This window comes from Corynebacterium sp. HMSC071F07 (assembly GCF_001810285.1).
GTDB lineage: Bacteria > Actinomycetota > Actinomycetes > Mycobacteriales > Mycobacteriaceae > Corynebacterium > Corynebacterium simulans.
This window is the reverse complement of sequence record NZ_KV800708.1, coordinates 24,308-39,618: the sequence shown is the minus strand read 5'-3', so window position 1 is coordinate 39,618 and position 15,311 is coordinate 24,308. Positions and strand designations below refer to the sequence as shown.

The following is a 15,311-nucleotide window of genomic DNA, read 5'->3' as shown; positions in this document are numbered from 1 at the left end:
CGGAGCGCAAGTGCTTCTCCCCACCCACGGTGCGGAAAGGCTCCTCAAGCAGGTAGCCCAGGGAATCGAATCCGGAGCCGCGGCCCAGCTCGATGCCGATGGTGCGGAAGCGAAGCGAGCTCAAGCGCTCCCCAGTAGGCAAAACCTCCTGCGAGTTGTCCAGGTGATCGATGATTTCCGCGATGCGCTGCTGCGCGAAAGGTACGTAGTCGAAGAAGCGCTGTTGGCGCACTTTGAGCTTGGTGAACGTGGAACGGTAAAGATCGTCTGCGCCCTTGTCCAAGGTCGGTAGGCCGCCGGTCAGGAAGGCCTTGTCCACTGACTCGGGGAACAAGGAGACATAGCTCGTGATGCAGAATCCGCCAAAGGACTGGCCGAACAAAGACCACTTGTCGATGCCAAGGTACTCACGCAGCCGCTCCGCATCGCGCACGATGTTGTCCTGGCGCAGTAGTTTAAGGCGATCGACGCTTAAGTCGGCGGCGTCGGAAAGCTCATCAATGCGATAGCTGCGCCCCGTGCCACGCTGGTCCATCAAGATCCAGCGAAACCGCTCCAAGCCCTTCCCAATAACGCCCGTCGGCCCCAGTGGACGCGGGGCTGGGAAGCCTGGCCCGCCCTGGTTATAGAGAATGGCGGGCTTATCCGGGTCACCGATTTCGCGGGCATAGAGCTCAAACGTGCCCTGTTGCGGGTCGTTGTAGTCCCAAGGGACGGAAAGTGTGTGCTCTTTTACTGGATATCCGAAACGGCGAGTCATGGATAAAAGTTTAGCGCTGTACCAAACGGCACAGCGCTAAAAACTTTTCTTATTCAGGGAACACTCGTTTAGTAAACGGTGAAGCCCTTGTCGCGGAAGACGTCACGAATTGCTTCGATATCCTCCGGCTTTGGCGGCTTCGTATCCTCAAGGGTGTACGGATAGCCCAGTTCATGCCACTTATCAGCACCCATGTTGTGGAACGGAAGCACCTCGATACGCTCGACGTTGTTGCTCCAACGCCCCACGATCTTGGCGACGTTTCGCACATTTTCCGGGGAATCCGTCAGGCCTGGAACCACCACGAAGCGGATCCACACCGGCTTACCCATCGCCGACAGTCGGTCACCGAAATCGATGGTTGGCTGCAGCTCGCGGCGAGTGACCTTTTTGTAGGTTTCTTCGTCGCCAGACTTGACGTCGAGAAGCACAAGATCGATGTTTTCCAGGTCTTCGTCCCGCAGGCGCGTACCCAAAAAGCCCGAGGTATCGATGGTGGTATGGATACCCGCATCGTGGACTTCCTTGAGCACGCGGCGCGTGAACGCAATCTGGAACAACGGCTCGCCACCTGAGATGGTCAGACCGCCACCGGAAGTCTTGAAGATGGGCTTGTAGCGCTTGATGCGCTTGACGACGTCCTCGATGCGCTCGAGGGTGCCCACCTTCATCTCCATGGTGTCTGGGTTGTGGCAATACTGACAGCGCAGTGGGCAACCGGACATGAACATCGTCATGCGGGTACCTGGACCATCGACGGAGGTCACCAGCTCCCAGGAGTGCACCAAGGCGATATCGCCAGTACGGCGTGCCTCCATGAGCTCCGGGCGCTTGATCTCGTCGAGGGAGTTATCGGTACCTAGGCCGGCGGCCGCACCGCGCACCTTCTCGCCCGCTTGGGGGTCGAGGTGCACGACTCCAGTAATGCCATCAGCCATTTTTTATGAACCCTGGTGGAAGGTACGGGAGATAACGTCGAGCTGCTGCTCCTTGGTCAGCTTGACGAAGTTAACTGCGTAGCCAGAAACACGGACGGTCAGGTTCGGGTACTTCTCTGGGTGCTCGACAGCGTCCTCGAGGGTTGCCTTGTCCAGAACGTTGATGTTTGCGTGGTACAGGCCCGCGTTCATCTGGTGCTCGTCGCGGTTAGCCTTCATGTCTGCCAAGCGCTCGTCGAAAGTTGGGGTTGCCATGGTGATACTCCTTGAAGTGAGTTGAGGTTGAATGGGGGAAACTTGATTGCCGGGGTGGCTTACTTGGACTCCATGATGAAGCCTGCGTCCAGCACGCCCACCAGGTTGTCGATGCGCTCCTCCGGAGTGCGGCCGAGACCAGACGGGGTGATGGTGTTGGTCAGCGAGATGCCGTCCAACGCATCCTTGTAGTCCAGCTTGCCCACCGACAGCATGGAAGCGACCATGCCGTGGCTGTCAGCGCCGTTCTCTGGGTTTGCGCCCGGCGCGAACGGGGTGCCTGCCTTGTGGCCGGATGGGAAAGCACCTGTTGCCTTGCCGTAGACCACGTTGGAGGTAATGGTCAGAACGGACTGGGTTGGAATTGCGTTGCGGTACATCGGGATGGCCTTAATCTTATCCATCACGGTGTGGACGATGGTTGCGGCGATGTCGTCGGCGCGGTCATCATCGTTGCCGTAGAACGGGAAGTCGCCCTCGGTCTTGTAGTCAACGATGAGGCCGGACTCGTCACGGACCGGGTACACCTTGGCGTACTTGATGGCGGACAGGGAGTCAGCCACGATGGACAGGCCAGCGATGCCGCAGCCCATGGAGCGAACGATGTTGGAATCGTGCAGCGCCATCTCGACTGCCTCGTAAGCGTACCTATCGTGGCAGTAGTGGATAATGTTCAGAGCCTCGACGTAGGTGCCGACTACCCAGTCGAGCATCTCCTCGTACTTCTTCCAAACCTCGTCGAAGTCGAGCGGGCCGTCGCCCTGGATAGCGTCGTAGCCCTCAACAACCTGCTTGCCGGTAACCTCGTCGCGGCCGCCGTTGATGGCGTAGAGCAGGGCCTTTGCAGCGTTGACGCGAGCGCCGAAGAACTGCATCTGCTTGCCAACTTCCATCGGGGAAACACAGCAAGCAATCGCTGCGTCGTCGCCCCACTGCTCACGAATCTGCCTATCAGACTCGTACTGAATGGAAGAAGTGGTGATCGAGATGTGAGCACAGAACTTCTTGTAGCCCTCTGGCAGTGCTGGGTCCCAGAAAATGGTGATGTTTGGCTCTGGTGACGGGCCAAGGTTGACCAGGGTCTGCAGCAGACGGAAGGAGGTCTTGGTGACCATGTGGCGGCCGTCATTGCCGAAACCAGCGTCAGACCAAGTTGCCCAGTATGGGTCGCCGGAGAAGATCTGGTCGTAGTCCTCGGTGCGCAGGAAGCGAACGATGCGCAGCTTCAGAACGAGATGGTCGATGATTTCCTGTGCGTCCTCTTCGGTGATGATACCGGCTGCGAGGTCGCGCTCGAAGTAGCAGTCGAAGAATGCAGACAGGCGGCCGATGGACATTGCGGCGCCGTCCTGGGACTTGATGGAAGCCAAGTAGCCGAAGTAGGTCCACTGAACAGCTTCGTGAGCAGTCTTTGCAGGACCGGAGATGTCGAAGCCGTAGGACTGAGCCATGGCCTTGAGCTTCTTCAGAGCCTTGATCTGCTCTGCATGCTCCTCGCGGTAGCGTGCCCAGTGTTCGCTGAATCCGAGCTCGCCGACCTCATGCTTCTTAGCGTCCTTCTCGGCAATCAGGTAGTCGACACCGTAGAGAGCCACGCGGCGGTAGTCACCGATGATGCGGCCGCGACCGTATGCGTCAGGCAGACCGGTGATGATGTGTGATGATCGAGCCGCACGAATACGTGGGGTGTAGATATCGAAGACGGCGTCGTTGTGGGTCTTGCGGTAGCGGGTGAAGATCTTCTTGATGTCTTCCTCCGGCTCCTTGCCTGCCTCACGGATGGCCTGCTCAACCATGCGCCAGCCGCCGTTTGGCATCATGGCACGCTTGAGCGGAGTGTCGGTCTGCAAGCCGACGATGACGTCGTCATCCTCAGAGATGTAGCCGGCCGGGAAAGCATCGATGTCGGTTGGGGTGTGGGTGTCGACATCGAAAATGCGCTTTTGGCGCTCTACTGACAGGTAGTCCTTTTCGAGGGTGTCCCACGTGCGCTGGGTCTTTTCGGTTGGGCCCGCGAGGAAGGAAGCGTCTCCATCGTACGGAGTGTAGTTGCGCTGGATGAAGTCCCGGACGTTGATGCCTTCAGTCCATGGACCAGGCTCGAATCCTTTCCAGGCTTCAAACTGCAGCGGTTGCGTTGCGGTGGTCACGATTGTGACTCCCTTCTTGTTTGACACATTTCATTCAAGTGATTCGGGGCGCCTTGCCGCTGTTTCCTGTCACTGTGTTCCGTACGTTTCCTAGCGGAAACTTTGGTCTCACCCTTAAGCGACGAGCGCCTCTTGTCTCCAATTTTAGGAGCCGTGACTGCACCCTCCTACTTGAGCAATTGTGCAACAGAGCACATCCGCGTTTATTCGATGCCCACGCAGGTCATCAATTTCATAAAAGACGGACATACCGTTTAGATCGGGGGTAAATTGCCCCCGATCGTAAGCTTCCCCACAACGCATTGATAGCTTTTTTATCAGCAATTTCCGAATTACCTGCCGATCGGAAGAAAACCATTGTTGCGAATTTCTATAGCTAAACACCAGCTCAGATTCTTAATGCACATAGTGTTTATTTACTTCAGTAACAGGATAAATCGGGCACAAAATCACATTCTGCGCCCGATTGTTTCCACTTCCGATCGCGATTTTCGCAAGCTTTAGAAAGGCAAGCGTGGCAGCGGAATTCCCAGTGTTCGGCTCAAGAAATTCGCCAGCGCAAAGCCTCCACCGACTACCGCCAAAAGGCCCACCAACACCGCGGCTAGGACGCCGCCGCTACTCGACGCCCCGCTCGACAGGCCCGCCGTAGAGCCAGTGGAAGACCCGGCTGCCGATCCCGAAGCCGATCCCGAAGCCGACCCGGTAGTAGATGCACCAGCATCATGATCCCGAGCAGTTAGCCACTGTTCCTTATCCAGCACGCCGCTGCTCAGACGGGTCTCGCCGATCCAGCCGTACCACGGGTCTTGTGGGTGGCCTTCTCCGCGGCCTGCGCCCATTACCCACTGCAGGTCACGCGGCAACAGCCCCTCCGCTCCCTTGGCATTACGCAAAATCGGCGCACCGTTGATGAACATCTCCACGGTGTCCTTTTCTGGGTCGTTGACCACAGCAATGTGCATCCACTCGTCCTTCGGCACCTCGTGCGACCACACAGTCGAGCCGCTTCCTTCTTCCGGCTCTGCCCACCAGCGCAACTCCCGCAGGTTCGACACACCGAACATCACGGTGGGATCAGTATCCGTCGAGCCCGGTACCAACTTGGAAATCTGCGAATCCCGCGAAATCGCACTGCCCCAGCCATGCTTTTCGCCATCAAAGTCCTCCGGCAGCTTCACAAAAGACTCAAAGGTATAGCCCGAATCGGAATCAAAGCGATTAATAGCTGCATCCTTGGCCGACTTAAACTCCGCAGTCGTAGGTTTGCCGGCCGGGTCAGCCCAATAAAGCGAGCCGCTATCCGACGACAATGGGTGATGGTCCGAGCTATACGTCACCCGGTCTGCGCCAACGACGCCGCCTTCACGATGCAAGTCACCCTCACCCGCAATATCCGGAATGATGGTGCCAGCGCCGGCAGGTGCGCCGTCGTTAAGCGCTGCACCTTCCTTGTCCATTGCCTCACCTGGACGCCAATGGAAGACAGTGTTGTCATTTTTCACAAAGTCATCCGGACCCTGCGGAAGCTCATCGGCCTTAATTTCGTATGGCCGATAACCGGCAGACACGATATCGCGCGCCTCCTGCGCCAAATCGCCATTGTTTTCATCACCGACCTGGAACTGCGGGTCAAAATCAGCGAAGCGTTCCGCGAAATTGAACGGAATCTTGTAACTATCGCCCTTGCCCTCCAAAATCAGCTCATCGAATTGCGTGAGTTCTTCCTGGGGCTTCTGCGCGACCCATGGCGAAAGCGCTGCCATCTCGAGTTCGTTGCCGGTGAGATCAAACTCAAGGACGCCCAAAAGGCCGTTTCCGCCCTGATAGGCCATCTGATAATCCTGCAAGATAGCTACAACATCGTGTCCGTAGTCGTTCTTGTCCACTCGGTAGCCTGCGCCATGGTGATGACCACCCATGGTGAGGAAAATCTGGTCGTTTTTACTGATGAAATCGTCCCACAAGTGCTTGCCATAATCGTCTGAATAGAAAACCTCACCGGAGCCATCAATGTTCAAGACCTCATGGGTAGTCAGGATTACCGGAAGGTCAGGGTGTTCATCGATAGCCTGCTGCGCCCAATCCAGCACCTCGTTGTTGGCGCGCCATGCAAGGGCCAAGACCAAATACTCTTGGCCTTCGGCTTCAAAAATGTGGTACTCGGAATCAGAATCGACCCCAGTGAAGCGTTCCTGGAACGTCGAGTTGGCCTCCTTGGCGCGGTCAGCCCCAAACCACTGGTTGAAAGGCTGGTAGGAAGCATCGCCGGTCAAGTCGTGATTGCCAGGAAGGATGGAGTAGTTAAGATCCGACTGGTCGAGCGTACGCATCGCCTCGTCGGCGACCTTCCACTCCCCTTCCACATCAGACTGGTCCACGACATCGCCCAAGTGAGTAGCAAACTGCATATTTAGGGCGTCTTTGTTTTCCGCAAGCCATTCGGTTTGCGCCCGATAAGGCTCACTTCCGTAGCGCTCCTGCGCGAGGTTGCCAGTCTCAGGGGTGGAATAGCGAGAGTAGAACTGCGTATCGGGAAGCACGCCGAGTGTAAAGCGTGAGCCTTCCGAAGCAGACTGCGCCAGCGCATGTGGGGCAACGAGGCTGCTTGCGCACAGCGAAGAGATAACAAGAATGCCGATTTTACGATGCGAGAGGACCATGAATTTTCTCCGTTTGAGATTCCGGGGGACCTCAAGAGCCTAAGAAACTTAGGTTGCGAAAGTATTACCTTCACGTGAAATGTTGGGCTAAGTAGCAAAAAGTGTGTCTGATTCCAAGCATTGGTGCTGGCCAGAATATATAAATGCTTGGTTTGTTTCATCGAATACGAAATAGGCCAGGTTAGATAGCGAAATACCGCTTTCGATGTGAGTCTGTGGTAGTCCACAGCATCCGACTCTTAGAAGCCGTGAATACAACTTCATTGTCGCGGGGGTTCATCAGAGCGGAATGCAACGGTTTAGATTAGCTACCTGCAGCGCATTGCAGGTGGAACGCTTAAAGGCTTCATACCGGCCCTCTACGCCGCCTCAAACGAGGCGCACACAAACTGGTATGTGCGATCTCCGAGGCGCGCACCTTGTGCTCACAACGATGGAAGCCACGTAGCCCCTAGGAGGCTTTATGCCCGGAGATACGTACCCACGACACGCCGTAGCGGACACACTTTTTGCTACTTAGCCCGAAATGTTCATGGCGCCAAGAAATAAGCCCTGAACGGCAAAAAGCCTCCGTGTGACACGGAGGCTAAGCGTGCGCCCGGAGAGACTTGAACTCTCACGTCATAAGACACTAGAACCTAAATCTAGCGCGTCTGCCAATTCCGCCACGGGCGCTTGCAACGAAAGTAGTTTACATGTTTTCTACGCCCACGCTAAAACTGGCGCACCCGAATCCAGTTTTTTGTTTGTGTTGAGTAGGCTGTTACGGGTGAGTAATAACAAAGCGCCAAAGCGGCAGAAGCTGAAAGTGCGATGGTGGCATATCGTCCTCATCGCGTTTTTCGTGGTGCTCTTTTTATTGCTCGCCTACTGGCAGTGGACGCGCTTCCGCTCCGGCTCCGGCACCTTCCAAAATTTAGGCTATGCCTTCCAATGGCCACTCTTCGCTGTCTTTGTGGTTTATGCATATAAGACCGCCCTAGGTTATGAAAATGAGCGCATCGAGGCAGAGAACGAAGCCGCCGAAATGGGTGTCACGGACTACCAGCACCAAGCAAAGTCCGAGCAAGGCGAAGTCACTAAGATCGATGAGGACTTCTTGCCGCAGCGCCCGCAGATGGACGTAGAAACTTTTAACGCCTTAAACCAACAGCGCCGCAGGCGTGGCGACGACCAGAATTAGAAAGTAGGGCCATGACTAACCAAGTTCACCCAGACCGTAAGGCCCGCATCCGCGGCCCACTCAAGTTCTTTTCCATCGCCGCAACCGTGACCGGTATCTTCCTACTTCTCTTGGTTGCGCGCATGGTTCTCGAGTACGTCGTCGGCGTGGAGATTCCGCACTGGGGCCTCTACATTGCCCAGGCCCACGGCGTGGCTTACATGATTTACTTGCTTTCGATTCTCATCCTCGGCCCGCGTGCGCTGTGGCCAGCAGGCAAGCTCATCACCACTGCCCTAGCCGGCGTTGTGCCTTTCCTATCTTTCTGGATGGAATACAAGCGACGCCGCGAAGTCACCGAGCAATTCCAGCTTTAGTCCAGAAGCAGAAGGCCCAGCATCTGCTGGGCCTCAAGTGTATCCGGGGTAAAGCTACGCCAGCTTGGCGATGACGCTAGTAAGCTGCGCCAGCGCACGCCCGCGGTGGGAAACCGCGTTCTTTTCCTCCGGGCTCATTTGTGCCGAGGAGCGCTGCTCGCCCTCCGGCTGGAAAAGCGGGTCATAGCCGAAGCCATTCTCGCCCTTTGGTGCGCGCAGCAGCATTCCTGGCCACCGGCCCTCAGCTACGTGTTCCGCGCCGTCTGGCGTGACCAATGCGCACACGGAGACAAAGGCGGCTTGGCGTCGTTCGTCGGGAACATCAGCCATCTGTGCGAGAAGCAGCTCGTTGTTGGCTTGGTCATCGCCGTGCTGACCAGACCAGCGCGCGGAGAGCACGCCCGGCATTCCATTGAGCTCTTCGACGGCGATACCCGAGTCATCCGCAATCGTGGCGATACCAGTATTGGCAACGCCAGCACGGGCCTTAATCAGTGCGTTATCGGCAAACGTGCGTCCGTCCTCCACCGGTTCGTCATACGCCGGCACAGCGGAAAGCGGTAGCAACTCGACGCCTTCGATTCCCGCGTCTGCGAGGATGCGTTCGAGCTCGCCAAGTTTCTTCTTATTATTCGATGCGACGAGAAGCTTTACCATCCCAAAGCAGCCTTCTGCGCAGCAATCAGCTCGGTGCAGCCCTTCTGGGCCACATCCAGCATGGAGTTCAGCTCAGCGCGGCCGAACAAGCCGTGCTCGCCGGTGCCCTGAATCTCCACGAAGTCGCCGCCTTCCTGCATCACCACGTTCAGGTCGACCTCCGCGCGGGAATCTTCTTCATAAGGCAGGTCGAGGCAAATCTCGCCATCGATGATGCCCACGGATACCGCGGCGATTGGGTCCAGCAGCGGCTCGCCGGGCACGACGCCCTCGGACTTCAGGTACTCGATAGCATCTGCCAAGGCCACGTACGCACCGGTAATCGAAGCCGTGCGGGTACCGCCGTCTGCCTGCAGAACGTCGCAGTCGAGCTGGATGGTGTTCTCGCCCAGCTCGGAAAGGTCCACGGCAGCGCGCAGAGAGCGCCCGACCAAGCGGGAAATCTCGTGAGTACGGCCCTTGACTTTGCCCTTCATGGACTCGCGAGGCATGCGGTCGTGCGTGGCTGCCGGCAGCATCGAGTACTCAGCGGTCAACCAGCCCTCGCCGGAGTCCTTCTTAAAGCGCGGCACGCCAAACTCCACGGAGGCGGTACACATCACGCGGGTGTTGCCAAACTCGACGAGCACGGAACCTGCCGGGTTGGTGGTGAAGTTACGGGTAATACGCACGCTACGCATTTGGTCTAGCGCGCGACCATCAGCACGAGAAAAATCAGTCATGCACCCAAGGGTACTAGAGCTCGAACTCCATGCCCGGCGCGCCCAAGACGATCTCACCGTCGAACTCCGCCTGCGCTGCACGCAGGGTTTCTGAACTATCTCCCCATGGCTGGAGGTGGACGAGCACCAGCTTAGCGACGCCCGCCTCCCGCGCCACGCGGCCAGCCTCCGCGCCCGACATATGCATGTTAGGGGCCTTGCCTTCCGACGTCGCGCCCCATGCGGCCTCGCAGAGGAAGAGGTCGGCGTCGCGGGCAGCATCGACAAGCGCGGGGGTCGGGCAGGTATCGCCGGAGTAAGTAATGGTCTTACCGGTCTTCGCATGCTCCATGCGCAGCGAATACGTCTCCACTGGGTGGATCACCTTAAAGGGTGTCATATAGACGTCATCGATGAGCTGACTTTCACGGTCTATCCACGGGGAAAGGCGAAGGTATCCGACATATCGTCGACGCCATCGACCTCGTCGGAGGAAAGACGACCCAAATGCTGTGGCGTATATGACGGCCCAAGGCAAAAATTGCGCGAAGGCGCAGGCGCCGTGGGATGGAAGCGACGCCAGACCATCAACGAGGGAAAGTCCATGCAGTGGTCGGCGTGAAGATGGCTAAATGCGACATGCGCATTGCAGGGGTCTTGGGCTTCTTGTAGGCGCGCCAAAGTTCCAGGACCCATATCCATCACGATTGATGGCGCATCAGGAAAGGACACCAGATACCCAGAGGCGGCGTTTCCCGGGACTGGGACGGAGCCGGAACAGCCAAGAATCGTCAGCTTCATGTGTCCAATAGTTCCACGAAACCTTCCCGATTGCTGGGATTGGGGTGAAAAAGACGTGAAACCGTGTCACGCGCGGTAGGTCACAATTGCGGGCCTAAGAAGCGGGAAGCCAAACGCGAAAAGGTCTCTGGGTCACCGGTTGATTCGAATTTACGGATCGGAGTGGCGTCTTCCGGCGCCAGCATGTCGGTTTCAGTAAGGATACGCATCACGTCCTTGGCCGTTTCTTCTGCAGAGGAAACGAGGGTGACGGACTCACCCATAGCCAACTGGATGACGCCAGTGAGCAGTGGGTAATGTGTGCAGCCGAGCACCAGGGTGTCGACGCCCGCGGACTGCAGCGGTGCGAGGTAGCCCTCAGCGACGCCGAGGATCTGGCGGCCGGCAGTAATCCCCCGTTCTACAAAACCTACAAAGTCCGGACACGCCACCGCATGCGCCTCGACGTGTGGGTTGACAGCGAAAAGGTCTTGATAGGCACCAGAGTTCACGGTGCCCTCAGTACCGATAACGCCGATTTTGCCATTGCGCGTAGTAGCGATGGCGCGTCGGACTGCCGGGCGGATGACCTCAACAACCGGGATGTCATAGCGCTCGCGAGCATCGTGCAAGAAGGCCGCCGTGGCGGTATTGCAAGCGATGACGATCATCTTGCAGCCGCGTTCTACGAGTTCATCTGCAATGGCGGTAGATAGCTCGCGCACCTCAGCGATGGGACGCGGGCCGTACGGCGAATGCGCAGTATCTCCAATGTAGATGATGGACTCGTTGGGCAGCTGCTCAATGATCGTTCGCGCAACCGTGAGTCCGCCCACGCCGGAATCGAAAATACCGATCGGGGATGCAGCGGATGCCATTTACTTCTTCGCCACCTTCACTGGGTCGTCGGAAGTGATAATCATACCCGCAGCGATACCACCGATCGCGCCGAAGAGGTGCCCTTGCCACGAGACTCCCTCATAGACCGGCAGCACGCCCCACACCAAGCCCGAATAAGCAAAACCGAGGAATACGCCCAATGCCGTTTGGGCGAAAGAACGGTTAAACAGGCCACGTACGATGAGATAGCTCAGCCAGCCATAAACCAAAGAAGAAGCACCGATGTGCGAGGTACCAGGCCCGCCGAGGAGCCAAGTGCCAATGCCGGCAATCAGCACCGTGATGATCGTGACCTCCCACCAGGCTTTCCGGCCAGAAAGACCAATGAGGAAGCAAAAGATAGCGCCCGGCACCGAATTGCCGATGAGATGCTCAAAGTTCGCGTGCAGCAACGGCGCCGTAAAGATGCCCCAGATACCGTTGAAATCCAACGGGTGGATGCCGTAGTTGGCCAAGTTGCCATTAAAAAGCACGTAGTTGACCAACTGCACGGCCCATTCCACAATCAAAAAGGCCACGGCAATCCCCAGGCCTGTGCGGATGCGCCCGCCGCGCGTGTAATTTTTTGAATCGCCACGATTTTTCAAAACGGTAGAACGCGAGGAATCACCTGAAGTCATAATGGCAATAACTTTAGTCCAGCATAGAGCTATAAGCCTCTAAGCCCAGGCCAGGGGCCGCTTTCACGATTGCCTCGACGATCGCTCGTTCGACAACCTCCGCCGCAGCATCGCACAGCGCCGCTTGCGTCGCGGTATCAACCCCACCGTTTTCTGTGGCAGTCGACAGCGCGAAAAGCGTGTCCCCGTCCAACGGCGAATGCGCCGGGCGCACTGCCCGAGCGATACCGTCATGTCCCACCATGGCCAAGCGCTTGGCTTGAGCCTTGGTCACCGGGGCGTCGCAAAACACTGCCCCAATCGTGGTGTTGAGCTTGGACTCCGCGGGGTGCTGCAGCTGGCTGAAACGCGCGACGTCGATAGGCGCGGCATGCGGTGCACCAAACAGGCGCCCAGTCTCTGCGTCCACAACGTTGCCCACGGGGTTCGCTACCACCAGGGCGCCAACCGTAAACTGCCCCATCGGCGTGCGCACCTGCTGCTCCGTCAAGCCCAAACCGCCGCGGAGCTTGCCAGCAGTAGCGCCCACACCAGCGCCTACGCTGCCCGTCGAATCATCATGTTCCGCAATAGCGCGCCGCACCGCCTCCGCACCATCAGATGCTGTGGGGCACTCAGCACCAACAAGGAGATCGAAAATCACCGCCGCCGGCACAATCGGCACACGCGGACCAGGCTTGTCCTCACCCAGCACCGGGAAACCGATGCCTTGGGAAGCTAGCTCGTTCATCACGCCGTCGGCAGCCGCGAGCCCAAACGCAGAACCGCCAGCCAAAGTGATGGCATGCACGCGCTCAACGGTGTTGTGTGGCTCGAGGAGATCCGTCTCCCGCGTGCCTGGGCCGCCGCCACGAACGTCGACGCTCGCGAGCGCGCCTTCAGCGCCGCAATACAAAACCGTGACGCCAGTGTCATGCCTGCTGACATGGCCAATGGAGATAAGCGCCATGATTTAGCCCATCAACACCTGCAGCAGAGAATCCTGGCAATAAGCCAACCATTCCACGAGCATGTCGCGGTCCTCGCTCATCGATTCCTCTGGGACATCGCCTGCAGCCACAAACAAACGCAGATCGTTCAAACCCGCAAGGAAGGCATGCGCTTCTTCCTCGCTGATAGTGACCTCCACGCCGCCCGTCGGCCCCAACGCAGTGTTAATAACCTGCAGGTTCTTCAGCTTTGCGCGCGCAATGTCATTTTCATGCAAAGAACGCAAAAGAGAGTTATCGCCTTCGTATTCCTCATCCCCCGGCTTCTCAAAGTCAGGGAAAAGACGAGCCAAGGAAGGGTCTTCCGGCGCCTCCGTATGCCCAGTTGGCATATCCAGCATCTGCGCAAGCTCATCCTGCGGGGCAGACTGAGCACGGGCAATAATCGCCTCAGAGACAGTAGAGGTGAGGTCACCTAAAACCTCGCGCTCCATCGGCTCCAAAATGGTGGTGTAACGCGCCGCGCGCATCAGCGACTTCTTCTTTTTCCAAGCTTGCATCTGACTGTGCCTTCCTAGCCTGCCTGCTGCATCGTGGCCCACAGACCAGCAATCTGCAGCTTCTTTACGTCTGCCTCGACTTTGTCGCGCTCGCCCGTCGATACCGCAGCCTTGCCTTCAGTATGGACCTGCATCATCAGCTCGTTTGCGCGCTTTTTGTCGTAGCCCAAAACCGTCTGGAAGACGTAGGAAACGTAGCTCATCAGATTGACTGGGTCGTCCCAAACGATGCACATCCAAGGGAGGTTTTCGCTGGTTGCAACATCGACTTCGATGGCCTCATCTAATTCCGGAGTGGCCATGGGCGACCCCAGGCGGACAGAACCACCAGGTAGAGCAAAGTGCGCATTCATGCCTTCTACCCTATCGAAATTTCTACACATACATTAAAAGATTAAAGGAGTAATCGCTGCTAAGAAGTTGGCCGCTAGGTACCATTTCCGATGTGACTAACATCGCCGAACATACTTTTCCCTCCGACCCTGACCGCTCCACAGCGCTGCTGACCGATAAGTACGAGCTGACCATGCTCCAAGCAGCGCTCAAAGACGGTTCCGCGCACCGCCAGGTGACCTGCGAAGTTTTTGCCCGCCGTCTGCCCAATGAGCGGCGTTATGGCGTGGTCGCCGGCACTGAGCGTGTGCTACGTGCGGTTCGAGACTTCCAGTTCACCGCCCAGCAGCTGGCGCAGATGGACTTTCTCGATGAGCAGACCAAAGAATACCTGCGCAACTACCGCTTTTCCGGTCACATCGACGGCTACCGCGAGGGTGAGATTTATTTCCCTAACACTCCCCTGCTTACCGTTCGGGGCACCTTCGGCGAGTGCCTAATCCTAGAGACCGTCATCCTGTCGATCATGAACTCCGACTCGGCAGTGGCGTCGGCAGCCTCGCGAATGGTTACCGCTGCAGATGGGCGCCCCATCATTGAAATGGGCTCCCGCCGCACCCACGAATATGCCGCAGTCACCGCTGCCCGCGCCGCCTACCTGGCGGGCTTCAACGCCACCTCGAATCTGGAAGCCGGATACCGCTACGACATACCCGTCTCTGGCACCGCTGCCCACGCTTGGACGCTAGCGCACGTCAACGAGGATGGCTCACACAATGAGGAAGCAGCGTTTCGCTCCCAGATTGATACGCTCGGAGTTGATACCACCCTCTTGGTCGATACCTATGACATCACCAAGGGTGTCGAAACCGCAGTGAAAGTAGCCGGCCCACAGTTGGGCGGAGTACGTATCGATTCCGGCGATCTCGGCCCAGTTACCCGCCGCGTGCGCAAACAACTCGACGACCTAGGCAACCACAACACCAAGATTGTGGTCTCCTCCGACCTCGACGAGTTCGCCATCGCGGGCCTACGTGGCGATCCGGTTGACGTCTACGGCGTGGGTACCTCCGTCGTTACCGGCTCCGGCGCGCCAACTGCCGGCATGGTCTACAAGGTCGTTGAAGTAGAGGGCCATCCGGTGGCAAAGCGTTCTTCTTCGAAGCAATCGCAAGGCGGCGCCAAGCGTGCTTTGCGCACCTACCGCTCCACAGGTGTCGCGGTCGAGGAGATTGTGCTGCCTTTCGACGCCGCGGATCCTGACACTGGCACTCTTTCCACCCGTGAGATGACAGTCCCGCTAATGCGTGACGGAGAGATTGTCGAGGGACTACCCAACCTGCACCAGGCCCGCGAATATCGTGCCCAAGCGATTACCACCCTGCCGTGGGAAGGCCTTGCGCTTACTCGCGATGAGCCGGCAGTTCCGACCCGCCTGGTGGGATTTCCCGAGCACTCCTAACCCCGCTGGCAAAGCCACAGCTGAGTTGCGAAAACTGCGATAAACGTAGCACAGCTGTGGATAA

The 15,311-nt window shown here is 57.8% G+C and carries 15 protein-coding genes, 1 tRNA gene and 1 pseudogene; 3 read left to right on the top strand and 14 right to left on the bottom strand.

Features of this window, described 5'->3' with window-relative positions:
• From HMPREF2724_RS05275 to HMPREF2724_RS05250, 6 genes are all read right to left on the bottom strand, one after another.
• A partial coding sequence (locus HMPREF2724_RS05275; protein WP_141748341.1) for an alpha/beta fold hydrolase occupies positions 1–760 on the bottom strand: 760 nt, incomplete at its 3' end.
• A gap of 68 nt (positions 761–828) precedes the next feature.
• Positions 829–1,698 carry a pyruvate formate-lyase-activating protein gene (pflA, locus tag HMPREF2724_RS05270; RefSeq protein WP_061924371.1) on the bottom strand — a complete coding sequence of 290 codons (870 nt, stop codon included), beginning with the start codon at positions 1,696–1,698 and terminating at the stop codon, positions 829–831.
• A gap of 3 nt (positions 1,699–1,701) precedes the next feature.
• Positions 1,702–1,953 carry an autonomous glycyl radical cofactor GrcA2 gene (grcA2, locus tag HMPREF2724_RS13395; protein ID WP_061924374.1) on the bottom strand — a complete coding sequence of 84 codons (252 nt, stop codon included), beginning with the start codon at positions 1,951–1,953 and terminating at the stop codon, positions 1,702–1,704.
• A gap of 59 nt (positions 1,954–2,012) precedes the next feature.
• On the bottom strand, positions 2,013–4,103 hold the full coding sequence (pflB, locus tag HMPREF2724_RS05260) for a formate C-acetyltransferase (protein WP_061924377.1): 2,091 nt from the start codon (positions 4,101–4,103) through the stop codon (positions 2,013–2,015).
• A gap of 500 nt (positions 4,104–4,603) precedes the next feature.
• Complete coding sequence (locus HMPREF2724_RS05255; RefSeq protein WP_061924380.1) at positions 4,604–6,766, bottom strand: LamG-like jellyroll fold domain-containing protein; 2,163 nt, start codon at positions 6,764–6,766, stop codon at positions 4,604–4,606.
• A gap of 593 nt (positions 6,767–7,359) precedes the next feature.
• Positions 7,360–7,441: transfer RNA gene (locus HMPREF2724_RS05250), tRNA-Leu, on the bottom strand.
• 94 nt (positions 7,442–7,535) lie between these two features.
• On the opposite strand from HMPREF2724_RS05250, the gene HMPREF2724_RS05245 reads away from it, so the two are divergent.
• Both HMPREF2724_RS05245 and HMPREF2724_RS05240 read left to right on the top strand, forming a co-directional pair.
• Positions 7,536–7,949: a hypothetical protein gene (locus HMPREF2724_RS05245; RefSeq protein WP_061924384.1), complete on the top strand. Its 414-nt coding sequence runs from the start codon at positions 7,536–7,538 to the stop codon at positions 7,947–7,949.
• Between the two features lie 11 nt (positions 7,950–7,960).
• Positions 7,961–8,305, top strand: coding sequence for a DUF3817 domain-containing protein (locus tag HMPREF2724_RS05240; RefSeq protein WP_061924386.1), 345 nt, complete (start codon positions 7,961–7,963; stop codon positions 8,303–8,305).
• Positions 8,306–8,359: 54 nt separating this feature from the next.
• Here HMPREF2724_RS05240 and rdgB read toward each other — a convergent pair whose 3' ends face one another.
• From rdgB to clpS, 8 genes and pseudogenes are all read right to left on the bottom strand, one after another.
• A complete protein-coding gene (gene rdgB / locus HMPREF2724_RS05235; protein ID WP_061924389.1) occupies positions 8,360–8,962 on the bottom strand; it encodes an RdgB/HAM1 family non-canonical purine NTP pyrophosphatase in 603 nt (200 codons plus the stop codon).
• On the bottom strand, positions 8,956–9,684 hold the full coding sequence (rph, locus tag HMPREF2724_RS05230) for a ribonuclease PH (RefSeq protein WP_061924392.1): 729 nt from the start codon (positions 9,682–9,684) through the stop codon (positions 8,956–8,958). Before rph ends, rdgB begins: the two co-directional genes overlap by 7 nt.
• Before the next feature lie 13 nt (positions 9,685–9,697).
• Positions 9,698–10,464, bottom strand: a pseudogene (locus HMPREF2724_RS05225) (MBL fold metallo-hydrolase).
• Between the two features lie 80 nt (positions 10,465–10,544).
• The gene (gene murI / locus HMPREF2724_RS05220; RefSeq protein WP_061924398.1) at positions 10,545–11,321 is read right to left on the bottom strand and encodes a glutamate racemase; all 777 of its coding nucleotides are present in this window, start codon (positions 11,319–11,321) and stop codon (positions 10,545–10,547) included.
• The gene (locus HMPREF2724_RS05215) at positions 11,322–11,963 is read right to left on the bottom strand and encodes a rhomboid family intramembrane serine protease (RefSeq protein ID WP_061924401.1); all 642 of its coding nucleotides are present in this window, start codon (positions 11,961–11,963) and stop codon (positions 11,322–11,324) included.
• Between the two features lie 13 nt (positions 11,964–11,976).
• Complete coding sequence (locus HMPREF2724_RS05210) at positions 11,977–12,912, bottom strand: P1 family peptidase (RefSeq protein WP_201040747.1); 936 nt, start codon at positions 12,910–12,912, stop codon at positions 11,977–11,979.
• 3 nt (positions 12,913–12,915) lie between these two features.
• Entirely contained in the window at positions 12,916–13,452 is a 537-nt protein-coding gene (locus tag HMPREF2724_RS05205; protein WP_061924406.1) for a DUF2017 domain-containing protein, read from the bottom strand.
• 14 nt (positions 13,453–13,466) lie between these two features.
• Positions 13,467–13,805, bottom strand: coding sequence for an ATP-dependent Clp protease adapter ClpS (clpS, locus tag HMPREF2724_RS05200; RefSeq protein WP_201040749.1), 339 nt, complete (start codon positions 13,803–13,805; stop codon positions 13,467–13,469).
• Positions 13,806–13,906: 101 nt separating this feature from the next.
• On the opposite strand from clpS, the gene HMPREF2724_RS05195 reads away from it, so the two are divergent.
• Entirely contained in the window at positions 13,907–15,247 is a 1,341-nt protein-coding gene (locus tag HMPREF2724_RS05195) for a nicotinate phosphoribosyltransferase (RefSeq protein ID WP_061924449.1), read from the top strand.
• Positions 15,248–15,311: the final 64 nt, after the last annotated feature.

Bases quoted from the DNA above. Each gene is read 5' to 3' on its own strand.
- pflA (WP_061924371.1), bottom strand. From the start codon at position 1,698: ATGGCTGATGGCATTACTGGAGTCGTGCACCTCGACCCCCAAGCGGGC.
- grcA2 (WP_061924374.1), bottom strand. From the start codon at position 1,953: ATGGCAACCCCAACTTTCGACGAGCGCTTGGCAGACATGAAGGCTAAC.
- HMPREF2724_RS05255 (WP_061924380.1), bottom strand. From the start codon at position 6,766: ATGGTCCTCTCGCATCGTAAAATCGGCATTCTTGTTATCTCTTCGCTG.
- HMPREF2724_RS05240 (WP_061924386.1), top strand. From the start codon at position 7,961: ATGACTAACCAAGTTCACCCAGACCGTAAGGCCCGCATCCGCGGCCCA.
- rdgB (WP_061924389.1), bottom strand. From the start codon at position 8,962: ATGGTAAAGCTTCTCGTCGCATCGAATAATAAGAAGAAACTTGGCGAG.
- rph (WP_061924392.1), bottom strand. From the start codon at position 9,684: ATGACTGATTTTTCTCGTGCTGATGGTCGCGCGCTAGACCAAATGCGT.
- murI (WP_061924398.1), bottom strand. From the start codon at position 11,321: ATGGCATCCGCTGCATCCCCGATCGGTATTTTCGATTCCGGCGTGGGC.
- HMPREF2724_RS05215 (WP_061924401.1), bottom strand. From the start codon at position 11,963: ATGACTTCAGGTGATTCCTCGCGTTCTACCGTTTTGAAAAATCGTGGC.
- HMPREF2724_RS05210 (WP_201040747.1), bottom strand. From the start codon at position 12,912: ATGGCGCTTATCTCCATTGGCCATGTCAGCAGGCATGACACTGGCGTC.
- HMPREF2724_RS05205 (WP_061924406.1), bottom strand. From the start codon at position 13,452: ATGCAAGCTTGGAAAAAGAAGAAGTCGCTGATGCGCGCGGCGCGTTAC.
- clpS (WP_201040749.1), bottom strand. From the start codon at position 13,805: ATGAATGCGCACTTTGCTCTACCTGGTGGTTCTGTCCGCCTGGGGTCG.